General features: G+C 41.2%; 21 protein-coding genes. All 21 read right to left on the bottom strand.

Going from position 1 to position 17,523, the window contains the following annotated elements; all coding sequences use genetic code 11:
• Positions 1–10: 10 nt before the first annotated feature.
• Positions 11–1,408 (bottom strand): HslU--HslV peptidase ATPase subunit, encoded by a 1,398-nt coding sequence (gene hslU, locus ACTWPM_RS06745; protein WP_443132303.1) that lies wholly within the window; start codon positions 1,406–1,408, stop codon positions 11–13.
• Positions 1,409–1,422: 14 nt separating this feature from the next.
• Entirely contained in the window at positions 1,423–1,968 is a 546-nt protein-coding gene (gene hslV / locus ACTWPM_RS06740) for an ATP-dependent protease subunit HslV (protein ID WP_014643265.1), read from the bottom strand.
• Positions 1,969–1,977: 9 nt separating this feature from the next.
• Complete coding sequence (gene xerC / locus ACTWPM_RS06735) at positions 1,978–2,883, bottom strand: tyrosine recombinase XerC (protein ID WP_443132302.1); 906 nt, start codon at positions 2,881–2,883, stop codon at positions 1,978–1,980.
• Between the two features lie 376 nt (positions 2,884–3,259).
• Positions 3,260–5,335 carry a type I DNA topoisomerase gene (gene topA, locus ACTWPM_RS06730; protein ID WP_443132301.1) on the bottom strand — a complete coding sequence of 692 codons (2,076 nt, stop codon included), beginning with the start codon at positions 5,333–5,335 and terminating at the stop codon, positions 3,260–3,262.
• Between the two features lie 161 nt (positions 5,336–5,496).
• The gene (dprA, locus tag ACTWPM_RS06725) at positions 5,497–6,375 is read right to left on the bottom strand and encodes a DNA-processing protein DprA (RefSeq protein ID WP_443132300.1); all 879 of its coding nucleotides are present in this window, start codon (positions 6,373–6,375) and stop codon (positions 5,497–5,499) included.
• Positions 6,376–6,531: 156 nt separating this feature from the next.
• The gene (gene sucD, locus ACTWPM_RS06720; protein WP_443132299.1) at positions 6,532–7,434 is read right to left on the bottom strand and encodes a succinate--CoA ligase subunit alpha; all 903 of its coding nucleotides are present in this window, start codon (positions 7,432–7,434) and stop codon (positions 6,532–6,534) included.
• A gap of 19 nt (positions 7,435–7,453) precedes the next feature.
• The gene (gene sucC, locus ACTWPM_RS06715) at positions 7,454–8,614 is read right to left on the bottom strand and encodes an ADP-forming succinate--CoA ligase subunit beta (RefSeq protein WP_014643260.1); all 1,161 of its coding nucleotides are present in this window, start codon (positions 8,612–8,614) and stop codon (positions 7,454–7,456) included.
• A 166-nt stretch (positions 8,615–8,780) separates the two neighbouring features.
• The gene (locus ACTWPM_RS06710; RefSeq protein ID WP_443132298.1) at positions 8,781–9,050 is read right to left on the bottom strand and encodes an EscU/YscU/HrcU family type III secretion system export apparatus switch protein; all 270 of its coding nucleotides are present in this window, start codon (positions 9,048–9,050) and stop codon (positions 8,781–8,783) included.
• Positions 9,051–9,374: 324 nt separating this feature from the next.
• A complete protein-coding gene (locus tag ACTWPM_RS06705) occupies positions 9,375–9,764 on the bottom strand; it encodes a hypothetical protein (protein ID WP_443132297.1) in 390 nt (129 codons plus the stop codon).
• A 102-nt stretch (positions 9,765–9,866) separates the two neighbouring features.
• Positions 9,867–10,583 (bottom strand): hypothetical protein, encoded by a 717-nt coding sequence (locus tag ACTWPM_RS06700; protein ID WP_443132296.1) that lies wholly within the window; start codon positions 10,581–10,583, stop codon positions 9,867–9,869.
• Between the two features lie 54 nt (positions 10,584–10,637).
• Positions 10,638–10,970 (bottom strand): hypothetical protein, encoded by a 333-nt coding sequence (locus tag ACTWPM_RS06695; protein WP_443132295.1) that lies wholly within the window; start codon positions 10,968–10,970, stop codon positions 10,638–10,640.
• A gap of 13 nt (positions 10,971–10,983) precedes the next feature.
• Positions 10,984–11,754 carry a ribonuclease HII gene (locus tag ACTWPM_RS06690; protein ID WP_443132294.1) on the bottom strand — a complete coding sequence of 257 codons (771 nt, stop codon included), beginning with the start codon at positions 11,752–11,754 and terminating at the stop codon, positions 10,984–10,986.
• A 101-nt stretch (positions 11,755–11,855) separates the two neighbouring features.
• Positions 11,856–12,698, bottom strand: a complete 843-nt coding sequence (gene ylqF, locus ACTWPM_RS06685) for a ribosome biogenesis GTPase YlqF (RefSeq protein ID WP_443132293.1) — start codon at positions 12,696–12,698, stop codon at positions 11,856–11,858.
• A gap of 10 nt (positions 12,699–12,708) precedes the next feature.
• On the bottom strand, positions 12,709–13,257 hold the full coding sequence (gene lepB, locus ACTWPM_RS06680; RefSeq protein WP_443132292.1) for a signal peptidase I: 549 nt from the start codon (positions 13,255–13,257) through the stop codon (positions 12,709–12,711).
• Between the two features lie 68 nt (positions 13,258–13,325).
• The gene (gene rplS, locus ACTWPM_RS06675; RefSeq protein WP_014643254.1) at positions 13,326–13,670 is read right to left on the bottom strand and encodes a 50S ribosomal protein L19; all 345 of its coding nucleotides are present in this window, start codon (positions 13,668–13,670) and stop codon (positions 13,326–13,328) included.
• A gap of 128 nt (positions 13,671–13,798) precedes the next feature.
• Complete coding sequence (gene trmD, locus ACTWPM_RS06670; protein ID WP_443132291.1) at positions 13,799–14,530, bottom strand: tRNA (guanosine(37)-N1)-methyltransferase TrmD; 732 nt, start codon at positions 14,528–14,530, stop codon at positions 13,799–13,801.
• Positions 14,530–15,045 carry a ribosome maturation factor RimM gene (gene rimM, locus ACTWPM_RS06665; protein ID WP_443132290.1) on the bottom strand — a complete coding sequence of 172 codons (516 nt, stop codon included), beginning with the start codon at positions 15,043–15,045 and terminating at the stop codon, positions 14,530–14,532. The genes trmD and rimM overlap by 1 nt, the downstream gene beginning before the upstream one ends.
• A gap of 8 nt (positions 15,046–15,053) precedes the next feature.
• Positions 15,054–15,440: a YlqD family protein gene (locus tag ACTWPM_RS06660; RefSeq protein WP_443132289.1), complete on the bottom strand. Its 387-nt coding sequence runs from the start codon at positions 15,438–15,440 to the stop codon at positions 15,054–15,056.
• Between the two features lie 131 nt (positions 15,441–15,571).
• A complete protein-coding gene (locus ACTWPM_RS06655; RefSeq protein WP_443132288.1) occupies positions 15,572–15,799 on the bottom strand; it encodes a KH domain-containing protein in 228 nt (75 codons plus the stop codon).
• Between the two features lie 18 nt (positions 15,800–15,817).
• Positions 15,818–16,087 (bottom strand): 30S ribosomal protein S16, encoded by a 270-nt coding sequence (gene rpsP, locus ACTWPM_RS06650; RefSeq protein WP_443132287.1) that lies wholly within the window; start codon positions 16,085–16,087, stop codon positions 15,818–15,820.
• Between the two features lie 85 nt (positions 16,088–16,172).
• Positions 16,173–17,513, bottom strand: a complete 1,341-nt coding sequence (ffh, locus tag ACTWPM_RS06645; RefSeq protein ID WP_224892371.1) for a signal recognition particle protein — start codon at positions 17,511–17,513, stop codon at positions 16,173–16,175.
• Positions 17,514–17,523: the final 10 nt, after the last annotated feature.

The following is a 17,523-nucleotide window of genomic DNA, read 5'->3' as shown; positions in this document are numbered from 1 at the left end:
TATGGTATTTCTATAAAATGAATCGGCTAAGATCTTTATTTTTTACAATAGAGGACAATTTACTGTCCACATATTGTGGTGTGATTTCAATGGTTTCCAATGTTACATCTGGTGCTTCAAATGATAAGTCTTCCAACAGCTTTTCCAGAATGGTATGCAGCCGTCTCGCACCAATGTTGTCTGTTTCCTGATTCACTTCGTGGGCAATTTCTGCGAGTCTAGTAATAGCATCGTCAGAAAATTCCACCTTTATACCTTCAATTTCCAATAAAGCCTTATATTGTTTCAATAAAGCATTGGAAGGTTCCACTAAGATATTTCTAAAGTCTTCCACGTTGAGCTTATTAAGTTCAACACGAATCGGAAATCTTCCTTGCAGTTCAGGAATTAGATCTGAAGGTTTAGCCATATGGAAAGCCCCAGCAGCTATAAATAAAATGTGATCCGTCGAAACGGCACCATATTTGGTCACAATTGTCGAGCCTTCTACAATCGGAAGAATATCACGCTGAACACCTTCTCGGGAAACATTAGCCTGATTGTCCCCTTTTGCAGCAACCTTATCGATTTCATCAATAAAAATCATACCAGACTGTTCGACTTTGTTTACGGCTTCCTGACCTACCTCATCCATATCCACAAGTTTACTCGCTTCTTCCTGAGCAAGGACTTTGCGTGCTTCAGAAACGGGGAGCTTTCTTTTTTTGGTTTTTTTAGGCATGAATTGACTAAATGCATCCTGCATGTTCATCCCCATTTGTTCCATTCCTGATCCTTGCATCATGTCAAACATAGATGATTGTGATTCTTCCACTTCAATAGTGACCATACGGTCTTCAAGTTCACCCAAATCCAACTGCTGCCGAATACGGCTCCGTTTCGTTTCAATTTCTTTTTCATCCTGATCCGGCTGAGGTTCACTTTCCTGCTGATTGCCCTGATTAAAGAACATCTCCAGAGGATTTTTGAAGTTATTCTGCTGCTTTTTCCTTGATGGAACAAGGAGTTTTACAAGCCGCTTATTGGCTTGTTCTTCGGCCCTTTCCTTCACTTCTTCCATTTTTTCTTCTTTAACCATTCGAACAGCCATTTCAACAAGATCTCGAACCATTGATTCAACGTCGCGTCCTACATAGCCGACTTCAGTAAACTTCGTGGCCTCTACTTTCACAAAAGGCGCTCCTACCAATTTGGCTAATCTGCGTGCAATTTCTGTTTTTCCGACTCCGGTAGGGCCCATCATAAGAATATTTTTAGGTACAATCTCATCACGGATATCACCAGTGAGCTGCATACGACGGAATCGATTTCTAAGCGCGATAGCAACCGATTTTTTGGCGCTATTCTGCCCTATAATATATTGATCGAGCTTTTCTACGATTTGTTTAGGAGTTAAATTCAACGACATCTTCTAGGTCCCCCTTATTTGAGAACTTCCAGTATAATTTGATCATTTGTAAACACACAAATTTCTCCAGCTATTTCTAGTGCAGCTTGAGCGATTTGTTCAGCTGATTGATCAGGTGAATAACGCTTCAGGGCACGACCTGCACTTAAAGCAAAATTACCACCGGATCCAATAGCCAGAATTCCATCATCCGGTTCTATAACTTCCCCAGTCCCGGAAACAAGAAACATATGATTTCGATCCATGACAATAAGCATGGCCTCAAGCTTTCTTAAAACTCGATCACTGCGCCATTCCTTAGCAAGCTCCACAGAGGCTCTTGCTAAGTTGCCATCAAAGCTTTCTAGCTTTCCTTCGAATTTCTCAAACAAGGTAAAAGCATCTGCTACAGATCCTGCAAAGCCTGCTAATACTTGATCATTATAAAGGCGCCTTACTTTTCGAGCTTTATGCTTCATGACTACCTGATTCCCAAGCGTTACTTGCCCATCTCCACTCATCGCACACTGACCATTATGCTGGACAGCAAATATCGTGGTTGCGTGAAATTGTTGTTCCATATTCTCACCTCATTTATTTGCTCTTGGATGGCTGTTCATATAAACATGCCGCAAACGATCTTTTGTTACATGGGTATAAATCTGGGTTGAAGATAAGTGCTCATGTCCAAGCAATTCCTGTACTGAACGGAGATCGGCTCCTTCGTTCAGCATATGAGTAGCAAATGAATGTCTCAGTTTATGGGGATGAATATCCACGGTTAACGCAGCATCTTCCACCATCTTATTGAGAATCATCCGAATGCCTCGAGCCGTTAAAGGCCCTCCTTTAGAATTCAAAAACAGTACAGGGGTAGGATTAGAGTTCTTATGCTGAAGTTCCCTTCTTCCATCTTCTATATAAGACTTCATGGCCTGACTGGCAAATTGTCCAAAAGGCACATACCTTTCCTTTCTTCCTTTTCCATGCACAAGTAAAGTAGATAGAGAAAAATCAATATCATATAGTTCGATACGGGTCGCCTCGCTCACTCGAATGCCAGTACCATATAATAATTCAATTAGTGCTTGATTACGCTGTCCCAGAGGACTTTTCTTATCGCTTACCGTAAACAAATGTTTCAATTCCTCCTGATAGAAAAAATCAGGAATAGGATTAGCTTCCTTAGGGAGTGAAACATTTAGAAAAGGGTTTTGTGTGACAATTTGTTCCCGCTCAAGAAACCGAAAAAAACTTCTCAAGCTAGATATTTTTCTAGATACCGTTCTTCTAGAAAGAAGATTTGCATGAAGTTGTGATAAATATATTCGTATAGATGAATAGTCGCAGTCTACAAGTTTCAATTGTTCCACTTGCAAAAAGCTTGCGAATTCATCCATATCAATAGAATAATTCTCCACCGTTAGTGGTGAGGCATTTTTTTCTATCTGTAAGTACTCGAGATACATCTGCTTATATGTTTGAAAATCTTCCATAGTTCACCTCACAAAGGCGTTTAAATTTTATCACACTTGGAATCGTAATCACAATGATATTAATAAAAATGTAACAAAATTCTGAATTGTTTCCAACTGAATTGAAAAAAATAACTCTTTATGGAAAAAAACAGGGAAGAAGTGGAATCATTTACCTGTCAAGTAAATATCCTTACCAAATCGTAATTATAGCTTTCCAGAAGTAGTGTGTCAATTCAAGAATGAAGAAGCTTACCACCTGCCCACGGAAAGGAAACATTTTCCCAACTTCAGCATTCGGGCGAGCTTACCTTAAATATTGTGGAGATTTGAGCGAAAATGAAAAGAGTCTATGACTATCATGATAGTCATAGACTCTCTCTTTTATAACCACCGGCTATGATTGTGGCTCTTCTTTATAATCACAATTGGTACATGTAATCTGAGTTCCTTTTTTCGCACGCTTTTCAACGAGAAGAGATTCACATTTAGGACAAGGGCGGCTGATTGGTTTATCCCAGGAAATGAACTCACAATCCGGGTAGCGGTCGCAGCCGTAGAACTTGCGGTTTTTCTTGCTCTTTCTTTCTACAACATCACCTTTTTGGCATTTCGGACATGTGACTCCGATCTTTTTAAGAATCGGCTTCGTATTGCGGCATTCCGGGAAGTTGGAACAGGCTAGGAATTTTCCATACCGTCCCATCTTATAAACCATCTCATGGCCGCAATTCTCGCAGTCAATGCCTGCAGGCTCATCTTTGATTTCTATCTCTTCCATCTCTTTTTCCGCTTTTTCCAAGCGAGGCTGAAAGTCTTTATAAAAGTCGCCGATAATGGATACCCAGTCTTCTTTCCCGACTTCAATTGCATCCAGGTCATCTTCCATTTCTTTTGTGAAATCAAGGTCAATAATCTCTGGGAAGTATTCGATCAGCTGCTCAAGAACAATCTCTCCCAGTTCAGTGGGCACGAACCGCTTGTTATCCAGTGCTACATACCCTCGGCGCTGAATGGTATCGAGTGTTGGAGCGTAAGTGGATGGACGTCCAATCCCTAGTTCTTCTAGCGTTTTAACCAATCGAGCTTCCGTGTACCTTGGAGGCGGCTGAGTAAAGTGCTGATTCGGTGTGATCTCTTCTGCTTTTACGGTCATTCCTTCCTCTAAATGAGGAAGCAATTTATCTTTTTCCTTTTTATTATCATCTCTGCCTTCAATATACACTTTCATAAATCCTTTGAACTTCACTTCAGAACCTGTAGCACGGAACTCGACTCCCTGGTTATATAAGTGAACAGTCATTGTGTCTAAAACGGCTGGTGCCATTTGGCTGGCAACAAAGCGGTCCCACACCAATTTATATAATCGATACTGATCTCTTGAAAGAATACTCTTCATAGCCTTCGGGTCGCGATCAGCTCCTGTAGGGCGGATGGCCTCGTGTGCATCTTGCGCACCTTCTTGTTTCTTGGCCTTCTTGCTGGAACCTAAGTACTCACTTCCGAAGTTATTCTCTATATATTGTTTGGCGTCTTCTTTTGCAGAATCTGATAAGCGAGTGGAGTCGGTACGCATATAAGTGATTAAACCAGTGGTACCTTGCTTCCCGCCCAAATCAATTCCTTCATAAAGCTGCTGAGCAATCATCATCGTCTTTTTCGCCCGGAAATTCAACTTACGCGCTGCTTCCTGTTGGAGGGATGAAGTGGTGAATGGTAAAGAAGGGTTACGCTTTCTTTCTCTTTTATTTACCTTTTCTACAGAGAAATCTTTGCCGTTTAAGCGCTGTTGAATTGTATTGACATCTTCTTCAGTCTTCAAATCCTGCTTCTTACCATCAACACCATAGAATGAACCTTCGAACTTCTCTTTATCTTTTAAGAAATCCGCTTCAATTGTCCAATACTCTTCTGGGACGAATTTTTTTATTTCGTTTTCACGATCAACGATAATCTTAACTGCTACTGATTGAACACGGCCTGCACTTAAACCTTTTTTTACTTTTTTCCATAGAATAGGACTGATGTTATAACCCACAAGACGGTCCAATATTCGTCGGGCTTGCTGGGCGTCTACTAAGTGTGAATTAATCGTCCTGGGCTGCTTAAAAGAATCTTTAATAGCTTCCTTTGTAATTTCATTAAAAACAACTCTGCATTCAGAACCTTCATCAATATCAAGACTGTGAGCTAAATGCCAGGCAATAGCCTCGCCTTCTCTATCAGGGTCGGCAGCGAGATATACTTTTTTAGCTTTCTTTGCTGCGGTTTTTAAATCCTTTAAAACAGGGCCCTTCCCGCGGATAGTTATATATTTGGGTTCAAATTCATTGTCAACATCTACACCCATCTGACTTTTAGGCAAGTCACGCACATGCCCGAGGGATGCTTTGACTTTATATTTCTTTCCTAGGTATCGTTCGATCGTTTTTGCTTTCGCAGGTGATTCGACGATTACAAGATAATCTGCCATATCGGTTCCTCCCATAGAGGTGTTTTCTCTATCTTCTTTACATAACTTAAATCTTCCCTATTATTAAATACAATGAAACCGTTTGTCAAACATACCTTTCCCTCGTTTTAGAAAAAATACTATCAACTGACCTTGAATGTAACACCTTTAAATCCAATTTTTCAAATTTTTTCTAACCAGTCTTCAAGAATATCTTTATAGCTGTGTACAAGTTTAGCCCCTTGATTAATCATTTTATGACAGCCCTCACTAGTAGCCTTACCTGCAAGCCCTGGCATTGCATATACGTCTCTTCCTTGCTCTAAAGCCTGGTCTACAGTAATAAGAGAGCCGCTTTTCAAGCGTGCTTCTACAACAAACGTCCCGCCAGTCAAGCCCGAAATAATTCGGTTTCTTTCAGGAAAATGATATCTTTCAGGCTTTCGATCCGGTGGATATTCGCTGATAACCAGCTGCTTTTCTGATAAGTATTGATACAAAGCTATGTCATTTGTGGGATAGATATGATGAAAACCAGACCCCAGGACCGCAATTGTTGTTCCATTGTTACGAATTGCGAGATGATGAGCATATTGGTCAATTCCTTTTGCCATCCCACTGACTAAAGTAAAACCAAAGTGAATGAGGGGCATAAGAATCGATTTCATAGCTGGAAGAGAATAAGAGGAGGGTGTACGTGTCCCCACGACACTCAAAGCTAAAGAGTTCGTCAAAAGTTGGGTATTACCTGTCATATAAAGTACGAATGGAGAGTCTGGAGTGGCCTTCAAAAGTGGGGGATACAGGTCGTCCATTATAGTGATACAATCATATTTTTGTAAGTTATTGTCGAGTTTCCTCATTATATTAGTGTCATGAATATGTTGGAGAATAGTTGCAGCTCTAGAAATCGGAATTGATAACCGTCGGGAAAGCTGTTCAGGAGAGGATGTGAAAGGGAAATTAAGCTGAGGATCTAATTGAAGCATCTTTCTAAGAAGGGGCCTGGTGACTTGAGGCGAGTGATGAAGACGTATTAAGTTTTCTCTTACTAATTGCATATCAAACCTCTTTTCATATAATAGAACCGTGCCTTTAGAGACACGGTTCTTAATCATGTTTTTCTTTAATTACGAATGGTTAAGGCAGGAAGACATACGAGCAGAATTTTTAAATCCACTCATGTTAAGCATCTACTCTATGAAGAAGTCATCCTATTAAACCGTTTTACACTTTTCCAGTAAACCTTGATCCTTAAGAACATTAATCAGGGTATCACCCATAACCGAAGGTGTTTCAGCTACTTGGATGCCGCATTCATTCATTACGCGGATCTTTTCGTCAGCTGTCCCTTTGCCTCCAGAAATAATAGCACCAGCGTGACCCATGCGTTTTCCAGGAGGAGCTGTACGTCCGCCGATAAAGCCAACCACAGGTTTATTCATATTTGCTTTCACCCATTCAGCTGCCTCTTCTTCTGCTGTACCTCCGATTTCACCGATCATGATAACTGCTTCTGTATCATCATCTTCATTGAAAGCTTTGAGTACATCAATAAAATCAGTTCCGTTTACCGGATCTCCACCGATTCCAACAGCTGTAGACTGTCCGATACCGGCTTCAGAGAGTTGGTGTACGGCTTCATAGGTAAGCGTTCCTGAACGAGAAACCACACCCACATGACCTTTATTATGAATATATCCCGGCATAATACCGATTTTACACTCATCTGGAGTAATTACACCTGGACAGTTTGGACCGACAAGGCGAGTTTTCTTACCTTCCATAAATCGCTTCACTTTAATCATGTCCAAGACCGGGATGTGCTCTGTGATACAGATCGCCAAATCCATCTCTGCGTCGGTTGCTTCCATGATCGCATCAGCGGCAAATGGAGCAGGTACATAAATAACAGAAGCATTAGCCCCTGTTTTTTCTACGGCTTCTGCGACTGTGTTAAAAACAGGAATTCCTTCTACTTCTGTTCCACCTTTACCAGGTGTTACTCCTCCGACGATTTGGGTTCCATACTCCACCATCTGTTTCGTATGGAACAAAGCGGTAGAGCCTGTAATCCCTTGTACAATAACTTTTGTATCTTTGTTAATATATACACTCATCTGATTTCCCCGCCTTTCTTTACTTTACTAATTCTACGATTTTTTGAGCGCCTTCCGCCATGGAGTCTGCAGAAGTAATATTCAATCCGGATTCATCCAGAATTTTCTTGCCTTGTTCAACGTTCGTACCTTCCAGTCGGACCACTAAAGGAAGTGTCAAGCCGATTTGTTTCGTTGCCTCTACAACACCTTCAGCAATTACATCACACTTCATAATGCCGCCGAAAATGTTCACGTATATACCTTTTACATTGTCATCGGACAAGATAATTTTAAATGCTTCCGTAACTTTTTCCGTGGTGGCACCGCCCCCAACATCAAGGAAGTTAGCTGGATCGCCTTTATAATGTTTGATTGTATCCATGGTTGCCATCGCAAGACCTGCTCCGTTAACCATACAGCCAATATTTCCGTCAAGAGCAATATAACTTAAGTCATATTTAGATGCTTCTACTTCCTTAGGATCTTCTTCTTCAAGATCACGCAGTTCAGCCACATCTTTCTGACGGAACAGTGCGTTATCATCAAAATTTAATTTAGAATCGAGTGCAAGTACCTCGCCATCACCTGTAGTAACAAGCGGATTAATTTCTGCTACAGAACAGTCTTTCTTTACAAAGACATCGTAAAGTCCGAGCATAAATTTAACAGCTTTACCTAAAGCTTCTTTTGGAATGTTGATATTAAATGCTAATCTGCGAGCCTGGAAAGGTGTTAGTCCTGTCACAGGGTCAATAACTTCTTTAAAGATTTTTTCAGGTGTTTTTTCTGCCACTTCTTCGATTTCTGTACCGCCTTCTTCAGAAGCCATCATCGTAATTTTGCTTGTGGCACGGTCAAGTACTAAACCTACATAATATTCGCTTTGAATATCGCAGCCTTCTTCAATCAGTAAGCGCTTTACTTCTTTTCCTTCCGGCCCAGTCTGATGGGTCACAAGCGTCTTACCAAGAATTTCTTCAGCGTATGTACGCACATCATCGAGGTTTTTAGCAATTTTAACTCCACCGGCTTTACCTCTGCCGCCTGCATGGATTTGTGCTTTTACAACGGTTACATCGCTGCCTAGTTTCTGAGCTGCTTCAACAGCCTCATCTACGGTATAAGCTACATGGCCATTTGGTACAGAAACGCCAAAATCGCGCATTATTTCTTTACCTTGATACTCGTGAATGTTCATGTTTCATCCTCCCATCAAATTTCACTGCATGTACATTGTATAAAAAAACGCTATCAATTGTCCACACAAAGGCAGATATCTGTCGAAAAATTCGCCAAATTAACAAATAAATCATTATGTAAACCAGTAATTGTAATCTATTTTTTTATAAGACTAACCTGAATTTTTAGTCTCTATAATCCTTATCTGTCTTATAAATAAAAGCAAATACTTCAGCCACCACATGATACAACTCTTCAGGAATCTGTTCATTAATATTTAATTCTGATAATAGTTCAACGAGAGTTGAGTCTTCTTGAATAGGTACCCTATTGTCTTTCGCTTTCTCCAGTATATTATCCGCTATATAACCTCTTCCTTTTGCTACTACCTTTGGAGCTTCTTCATTCTCTGACTGATAACTGAGAGCGATTGCTTCTTTCCGCTTATTCTTCATATACGAAGATCAATTCCTTCCTTGTGGTTGGAGAGAGGGCCCTCTTTACTAGAATTATGCTCACTGCTCATATCCTTTACATAAAGTGAGGTTAATTCATATCCCATTTGCTCGAGTCCACTTTTCAGGGAAGCTTTATGAGTTTCTATAAGTTCTATTGATGAATTGTTATTAAACACAGTTACCCCTACCCGCCTTGAAACTATGTTTAGGTTAATAATTGTCTCTTTAAGGTTGTTCAGATCTAAAATAAACACAATGGGACAAAAATTGGGGTCGATGTTACCTTCCGTCGTTTTTCTTCCTTCCATATCTAAATAGATATCATTCTCGGAGCCTATTATATTTCCTGAAAACTGAAGAGACATCTGTACACTCTGACTCGTTTCCTGGTGTGCTGTCAGCTGCATTCCCATTTAGCATTTGTATCATTTTCTTAGCCGTTTCTGTTCGAATGCTGCTGTTCGTATCGTTCATACTTGATAACAACAAAGATTTAAGTGAATTTTCTGGAGCGGTCATTTTTTCCTGGGCCGATACAGTTTTTATCTGGGACTCGTTTTGGATGCCTGATAGGTCAAGTATAGCTTTCATTTTAATAAATACAGCTTCTTTTTCTGAAAGATTTGAAAGTTCAGCAGCCGTTCTTCCAACCCATTCGGTCAGGGACTGGCGAAGAACTGGAGGCAATTGCTTAGACTGCCATTGTTTCAAAAGTATCAGTCCCTTCCTAATGTTCTGCCTTTCCGCTGATTCACCTTCTTTCAATAAAGCAGAGGCAGAGCGCAAGAATTCCTGCAAAAGTTTTTGATTTTCTTACTCAGTTTGAAGGTTGCTTATTCTCTTTAAGACTTCACGTTCTTGTAAAAATTGAAGATCTGCAGTTATTTGTTTGGTTACGATTAGAGCTGCGGTGCGCTTATTACTTAATGAATCGTTTCCAGATGAGGTCTGCTTTACTAAATTACTTTCTAGCTGGTTCGTTATGCGATAAAGAGCCTGCTGTTCAGGAGTTGTCAGCGGGAGCTGCTGATGGAATAGCTGCTGAAGCAGGGCAGCCATCTTTTCAATGGGCATTGGAAATGGAGGCAACGCCTTATTAGCGAGACTAGCTAAGTGAATAGCGAGCTGATTGGCGTCACTTTTCCCGTGGACGCCCGCCCATTCCCTCCAGGTACTTTGAAAGGAGGTGTACGAAGCCTTGGAGTTGAGAATCTCTGCTTTCTTAAATAACTGAAAAGAATTCTGGCTGTTGATATTCAATTCTGTCATCAGCTTTATTACAGATGGTTCCTTCACAGCTACAGAGGAGCCTTCTCCTTTTAAAGATGCTAAAAGAGAGACAGCGGCCCTGTCGACCGCTGATTGACTTTTAGCAGCCTCTAAATGGACCTGGTTCATGATTTCAGTGACACTATTCATCTTTTTAGTATGTAGCGCGTTATAAGTGGAAGCTTTAAAGGGAAGCTGTTTTTGAGACATCTGCACTATAATTTCCCGTGCAGCTGCTTTGTCTTCTGCACGCTGATACAAAGCAGACGCCTGCTTGGGGTGGGAAGCTTGGAAAGGTATATTTTTCTGTACCAGCTAATTAGTAATCAGATGGGTTTCTTTCGTGGATTTGATCCCTAGCTTATCCAGCAACTGTCTTACAGTCGACTTTCCGTACGTCTCTCCCAACTCTGACATTACTTTCAGCTGAATTTTTTGATCGGTTGAACTCACCTGAAATAAATAAGTTATCCCCTTTGTAAGCGAAACTTCTAACTGAGCTTTCACTTGTTGAGCTCCTAGCTGTACGACCGCACGATTCTGTGGAAGAAGTTCAAGAACCTTTCCGTTTATAACCTGCCCGGTTTTAAGAGAAGCCCGTACCTCCAGTTGCTGAACTAATTTGCTTAGGCTTGAAATCAAATTCAATGATGTTCACTTTTTATATTCGGCTGCACTCCCTGACAGGGGCAAAGCTTTTTCGATGCAGTGGAGATACTCCGTGTATTTTTAAAGCTTCTAAATGCTCTTTGGTTCCATATCCCTGGTTGGACTGAAACTGGTACATAGGATAATTGGCATGCCATTCGGACATAATCCGGTCTCTTGTCACTTTAGCGATAATACTTGCTGCTGCGATCGATACACTACGCTGATCACCTTTAACCAGGTATGTCTGGGGAACTTCTAATTCCTCTAAATACATCGCGTCAATAAGGAGATGCTCAGGCGTTTGCTTAAGATCCATAACCGCCCTCTTCATAGCTAATTTTGTAGCTTGATAGATATTATGCTGATCAATTTCATCGTTAGATACAATCCCTACTCCAAAATCTGCCTCAGCTTTTAAGCATTGAAAAAACTCTTCGCGTTTAGCGAGCGGGATCTTCTTGGAATCATAAAGCCCCTCCAGATAATAATCGTCAGGCAAGATAACGGCAGCTGCTACTACTGGACCTGCCAGAGGACCACGACCAGCTTCATCAATTCCTGCTATTATTCGCCTTCCCTCCTTTTTACAAGAGTACTCAAAGGACTTCATCCGCTCAAATTGGTCTTTATACTCTTGTTGCTGAGCCTTTCTCTTCTCATATTGTGCCAGAAGTTTTTGAACTCCTTTGCGCTTATCGCTTCTCAGCAACTCCATGTCTTCTTTCTTTAAAATCTCGTTTTCTAATTGTTGTTTGATTTGTGCAATCGTCCTAACTGTCATCGTATGTAAAACCTCCGCTATTATCTTCATCGGTTAATTTAGTTCACTTTGTAATGAAAAAAACGCAAAGTGAGTCTACTCACGTTGCGTTTCCGTTTTGTTTATTCAGGACTTTCAAAACTGATAAGACCCAGTTTACCATTTCGTAAATCCTGTAGAATAACATCTGAAACTTTATCAAAATTAATACGGCCCCCGCTCTCAAGGCACCCTCTTTTCTTACCTATCAATTCAAATGCTGTCATAATGTCATCATAACTCTCAAAGCCATAACGTTCTTCAAGCATAGAGGGATAATAGGCTTGTAAATAATCCAGCACATAAGCTGCCACATCTTCTGTGGGCAATATTTGGTCTTTGATCGTTCCAATCGAAGCAAGACGGTAACCTACTTCTTCTTCTTCAAACTTAGGCCATAAAATCCCAGGTGTATCCAACAGATCAAATTCATTTTTCACTTTAATCCATTGCTGTTTCTTAGTCACCCCAGGTTTGTCACCGGTTTTTGCAATACTCCTGTTTGCAAGTCGATTGATCAAAGTGGATTTTCCAACGTTGGGTATCCCCAGTATCATGGCTCTGGAAGGCCTTGGCCGAACACCCTTCGCTTTTAATTTTTCAATTTTTTCATTGCCTATAGTTTTCCCAAGATTGATAACTGCCTGGATATCCTGCTTATTGTTTGCCTCAATCGCTATCGAAGGAAACCCGTTTTCTTTGAAGTGGTCCAGCCACTCTTTTGTTACCTTAGGATCCGCTAAGTCTTTTTTCATGAGTACCATCATTTTGGGCTTGTCTTCTAATATTCCTTGAAGCATGGGGTTTTGTGAGGAAAGTGGAGCACGAGCATCAACCAGTTCGATAACAAAATCAACTAGTTTCAAATTTTCTGATGCTTCCCTTTTTGCTTTAGCCATGTGTCCCGGGTACCATTGTATCGTCATGCTATCACTCCTAATTAACGAATTTGATACGATTCAAGGGCCAGTATAAAAAGACGGCTTCGCCTACTACCTGCTCTTTAGGAATCGTACCAAGCATCCGACTGTCTGTTGAATTGTTACGGTTATCACCAAGTACTAACAGTTCATCCTCTGGAACTTCTTCATTACTGCCAGGTAATTGATCAATTGTGAAATCGTTTGTCAAATCTTTCCCTTCCGGCAGGTCGTTTTTAAGCTCCTGTAAATAAGGTTCTTCGAATGCTTCTCCATTTATGTATAACTGGTCATCACTATAACTTACCGTGTCTCCAGGAAGACCGATGATTCTTTTGATATAGTCTTTTCTTTCTGTGGCGTGGAAGACTACTACATCAAACCTTTCAGGGTTTCCCAGGGTATAATTAATCTTACTTACGATTAAATGGTCACCGCTATGAAGAGTATTCAGCATGGACGGTCCTTCAACCACCACTGGAGCCAGTAGAAAGACACGCACAATTACTGCTAAAACTGCTGCTATCGCAAAGGCTTTAACCCACTCTAACCACTGCTTTTTCATCAATCCCCGCTCCCTTAGAAAGATTAGAAAAAAGGAGCTTGGCAGATGCAAGCTCCTTTCTACTAAAATTAAATAATTTCTTTAATACGGGCTGCTTTACCGCGCAGGTTACGTAGATAGTAAAGACGTGCTTGACGTACTTTACCACGACGAGAACGCTCAATCTTAGCAACTCGTGGAGAATGTACTGGGAATGTACGCTCAACACCTACGCCGTAAGTAATCTTACGAACGGTAAATGTTTCGCTGATTCCGCCATTCTGACGTTTAATTACAACACCTTCGAATACCTGAATACGCTCACGGCTACCCTCTACTACCTTCACGTGCACTTTAACTGTGTCACCTGGACGGAAGTTTGGGTGATCCGTACGAAGCTGTTCTTTTGTAATGTCATGAATAAGTTGTTGCATCGTATTTCACTCCTTTTTAACTAATGCTCTTGCCCTCTAAGAGACAGCGGAACATCGTTTTCCACTTAAACCGAACGTTTAAGCACAACGTATAATATACCATACTAGCTGTTAAACATCAACAATCCTCAAGAATTTTCCCATTCATTAATCCAATTTTTCTCTTTGTCAGATAGTTCTCTGTTCGTTAACAGATCGGGGCGTCTTTCATACGTTCTTCTTAGCGATTGATAATGACGCCATTCATCAATTTTAGCGTGGTTTCCTGAAAGTAGCACTTCCGGGACCTTTTCACCTCTAAACTCAGCCGGTCGTGTATAATGAGGATGTTCAAGTAAGCCGTTCGAAAAAGAATCTTCCGGAGCTGACTGCTCATTTCCAAGCACACCAGGAAGCAAGCGGACTACAGAATCCATTACCACCATTGCCCCAAGCTCTCCACCGGTTAATACGTAATCCCCAATAGATATCTCATCCGTTACGAGTTCTTTCCGGATCCGCTCATCATACCCTTCATAATGACCGCAAATAAATACAAGGTGTTCTTCTTCTGATAATTCTTCAGCCTTTTCTTGTGAAAAAGGTTCCCCTTGAGGGCACATTAGAATGACCCGCGGTTTATGAGTAACATGGGCTTTAATATGGTCCACTGCATCAAAAATAGGCTGTGGAGTCAGCACCAGTCCTGCTCCTCCTCCGTAAGGGTAATCATCGACTTTATTATGCTTGTTAGTTGTAAACTCACGAAAATTGACATATTGGTAGGAAAAAGCTTCCCGATCCTGTGCCCGTTTCATAATCGATGTATTCAGCACACCTTCGAACATTTCAGGAAACAAAGTTAGTATATCAATATGCATTAGTCCAGCAGCCCCTCTATTGGATCAATGATAATTTTTTGTTGAGAAGGATCCACTTGCTTGACCACGGGTTCAATGTACGGAATAAGCAGATCAGTATTGCTATTTCTGTCAACAACCCATACGTCATTAGCCCCAGGAGTAAGTATTTCTTTTACACGTCCGATCTCTTCACCAGATTCGAGATAAACCACGCATCCGATAATTTCACGAAAATAAAACTCGTGCTCCTCAAGCTCTGTTTGCTCCTCTTCAGACACCATCAACATACCATTTTTATAACCCTCAACGTCATTTATGGATGGATGGTCTTCAAAAGCAACCAGATCATATCCCTTATGAATACGGTGAGAACGAACCACAAGGGACACAGGTTCACTCGTATCATTTACCCAATACAAAAGCTGTCCAGGCTGGAAACGTTCATCAAAGTCAGTGATACGATGTACCTTCACTTCACCTTTAATGCCGTGTGTATTTATTATTTTCCCTACATTAAACATTTGTTTTTCCATGAATTTCATTACCTCGCTCGTATAACTTTTCCATCTTTGATGATAATTTGCTGATCCGTCACGGCTGTTTTCCAGTCATCTCCTTCTTCTAACGTGAGAATGGCTTCCACTTCATCTGTTTCCAATTCACTATTTTCAGGAAGGATGGCGAGCTGGGAAAGCTGACCCGTAATCCACCGCATTTGATCTTTTCTTCGGCTAATTTCCTTAGAAAAGCGTCTTTCTACTTCTTGTTTAGACATGCCAGGCTTTCGTTCGAGCTTTTTTTGCTCAAAAGCTAATTGCCGGCACTCCTGGTCCAATTGCCTTGATTGCTTTTCAAAGCGCTCTTTTAAGAGTTCACGGCTGGTTTCAGTTAAGACTTGTTTCACGGGAATTTTCCGGAGAATCTGCATCCACGAACCGCCTTTCTCAGTTTGTCTCTGAATGGTAAAAAAGGGAAAGGTTAGCCCTCTCCCTTTTACATGAAAAGAAATATAAGTTTGGTGGACGAAGTCTGGATTCGAGAACTTTCCACGCTTCATTCTTACATGATATCCAGATAGATTCTTTTCTCAGAATCAGAACCGGCCGCGTAAACGACCGTTCGAATCGCTTTTGCAATCCGCCCGTTTTTTCCGATCACTTTTCCAACGTCATCAGGGTGAACGGAAAGATGATAAACAATTTTGTGCTCCTCTTCCTTCACATCCACTTTCACTGAGTCTGGTTGATCGACAAGCGGAGTAACAATCGTTTCGATCAAGGCTTGCATGATATCACCACTACTTTATTATTTGTTTTTCTTTTCGTGGAACTGCTTCATGATGCCTTCTTTTGAGAATAAGTTGCGGACCGTGTCACTAGGCTGAGCACCATTTGACATCCAGTCCATCGCTTTATCAGCGTCAAGCTTAACCTCGATTGGGTTAGCTACTGGGTTATATGTGCCGATTTGTTCAATGATACGGCCATCACGTGGAGCACGTGAATCTGCAACTACTACACGGTAAAATGGGTTACGTTTAGATCCCATACGTTTAAGGCGAATTTTTACTGCCATTTTTAACAACCTCCATATTTCTATAAATGTTTCACACAGATAAAGATTTTAGCAGATCTTCAATTGTGTGTAAAGGACTTTTCCATTACATAAAAGGAAAATTCATTCCCTTGCCTTTTTTCCCTTTAGTATTGCTCATTTGTTTCATCATTTTCTTCATTTCTTCAAACTGTTTTAAAAGTCGGTTAATCTCTGAAACTGAGGTGCCAGAACCCTTGGCAATCCGTTTCTTTCGACTCGCGTTCATTAATGATGGATCCTGACGTTCTTTTTTGGTCATTGACTGAATAATTGCCTCTACGTGGACGATTTGTTTATCATCAAATGAAGCATTCTTCAGCCCTTTCATCTTGTTAGCGCCTGGAATCATATTAATGATTTCATCCAGTGGACCCATATTTTTTACTTGCTCCATTTGATCGAGAAAGTCTTCAAACGTGAACGATGCTGTACGCATCTTGGATTCCAGTTCTTTTGCCTGTTTTTCATCCACTTGTGTCTGTGCTTTCTCAATCAGGGTGAGCATGTCACCCATTCCAAGAATCCGTGAAGCCATTCGTTCGGGGTGGAAAGGTTCAAGTTGATCGAGCTTTTCTCCCATACCCGCGTATTTAATCGGTTTACCCGTTACCGCTTTAATCGATAGGGCAGCACCACCGCGGGTATCGCCATCCAACTTCGTCAGAAGAACGCCTGTTATATCAAGCTGATCATCAAAGCTTTGAGCCACGTTTACGGCATCTTGACCAGTCATAGCATCAACAACCAGGAAAATCTCGTCTGGATTAACTGCTTCTTTGATCCTCTGCAATTCTCCCATCAATTCTCCGTCAACGTGCAATCGGCCGGCTGTATCCACAATCACATAATCATGATTGTCTTCTTTCGCTTTTTCAATTGCATTCTTGGCTATATCCACCGGGTCTGCCTCAGTGCCTTCGGAATGAACCGGCATTGTAAGCTGTTTACCGATGGTTTCCAGCTGTTGAATAGCTGCTGGCCGATAAACGTCGGCCGCTGCAAGAAGAGGTTTACGGTTATGATTTTTACGCAGTACGTTAGCAAGTTTACCAGTTGTGGTGGTTTTACCTGCACCCTGCAATCCGACCATCATAATAACAGTAGGCGGACGCTTAGCAACGGCGATCTTGCTCTCATCACCGCCCATTAAGTCGGTCAATTCTTCCTTGACTACCTTAATGACCTGTTGACCTGGAGTCAAGCTTTCCATGACTTCCTGGCCAACTGCACGTTCACGCACACGCTTCACAAAGTCTTTAACTACTTTAAAGTTAACGTCGGCCTCAAGGAGGGCAAGACGAACTTCACGAGTCATCTCTTTTACGTCTTGCTCGTCTACCTTCCCTTTGCCTTTAATTTTCTTAATCGTTTCCTGCAAACGGTCGGATAAACCTTCAAATGCCATCGAAGGGACC

This window comes from Halobacillus sp. K22, assembly GCF_052246795.1.
Lineage (GTDB): Bacteria > Bacillota > Bacilli > Bacillales > Halobacillaceae > Halobacillus.
Note: the sequence above shows the minus strand (reverse complement) of the source record. Positions and strands in the feature narration are given on the sequence as shown.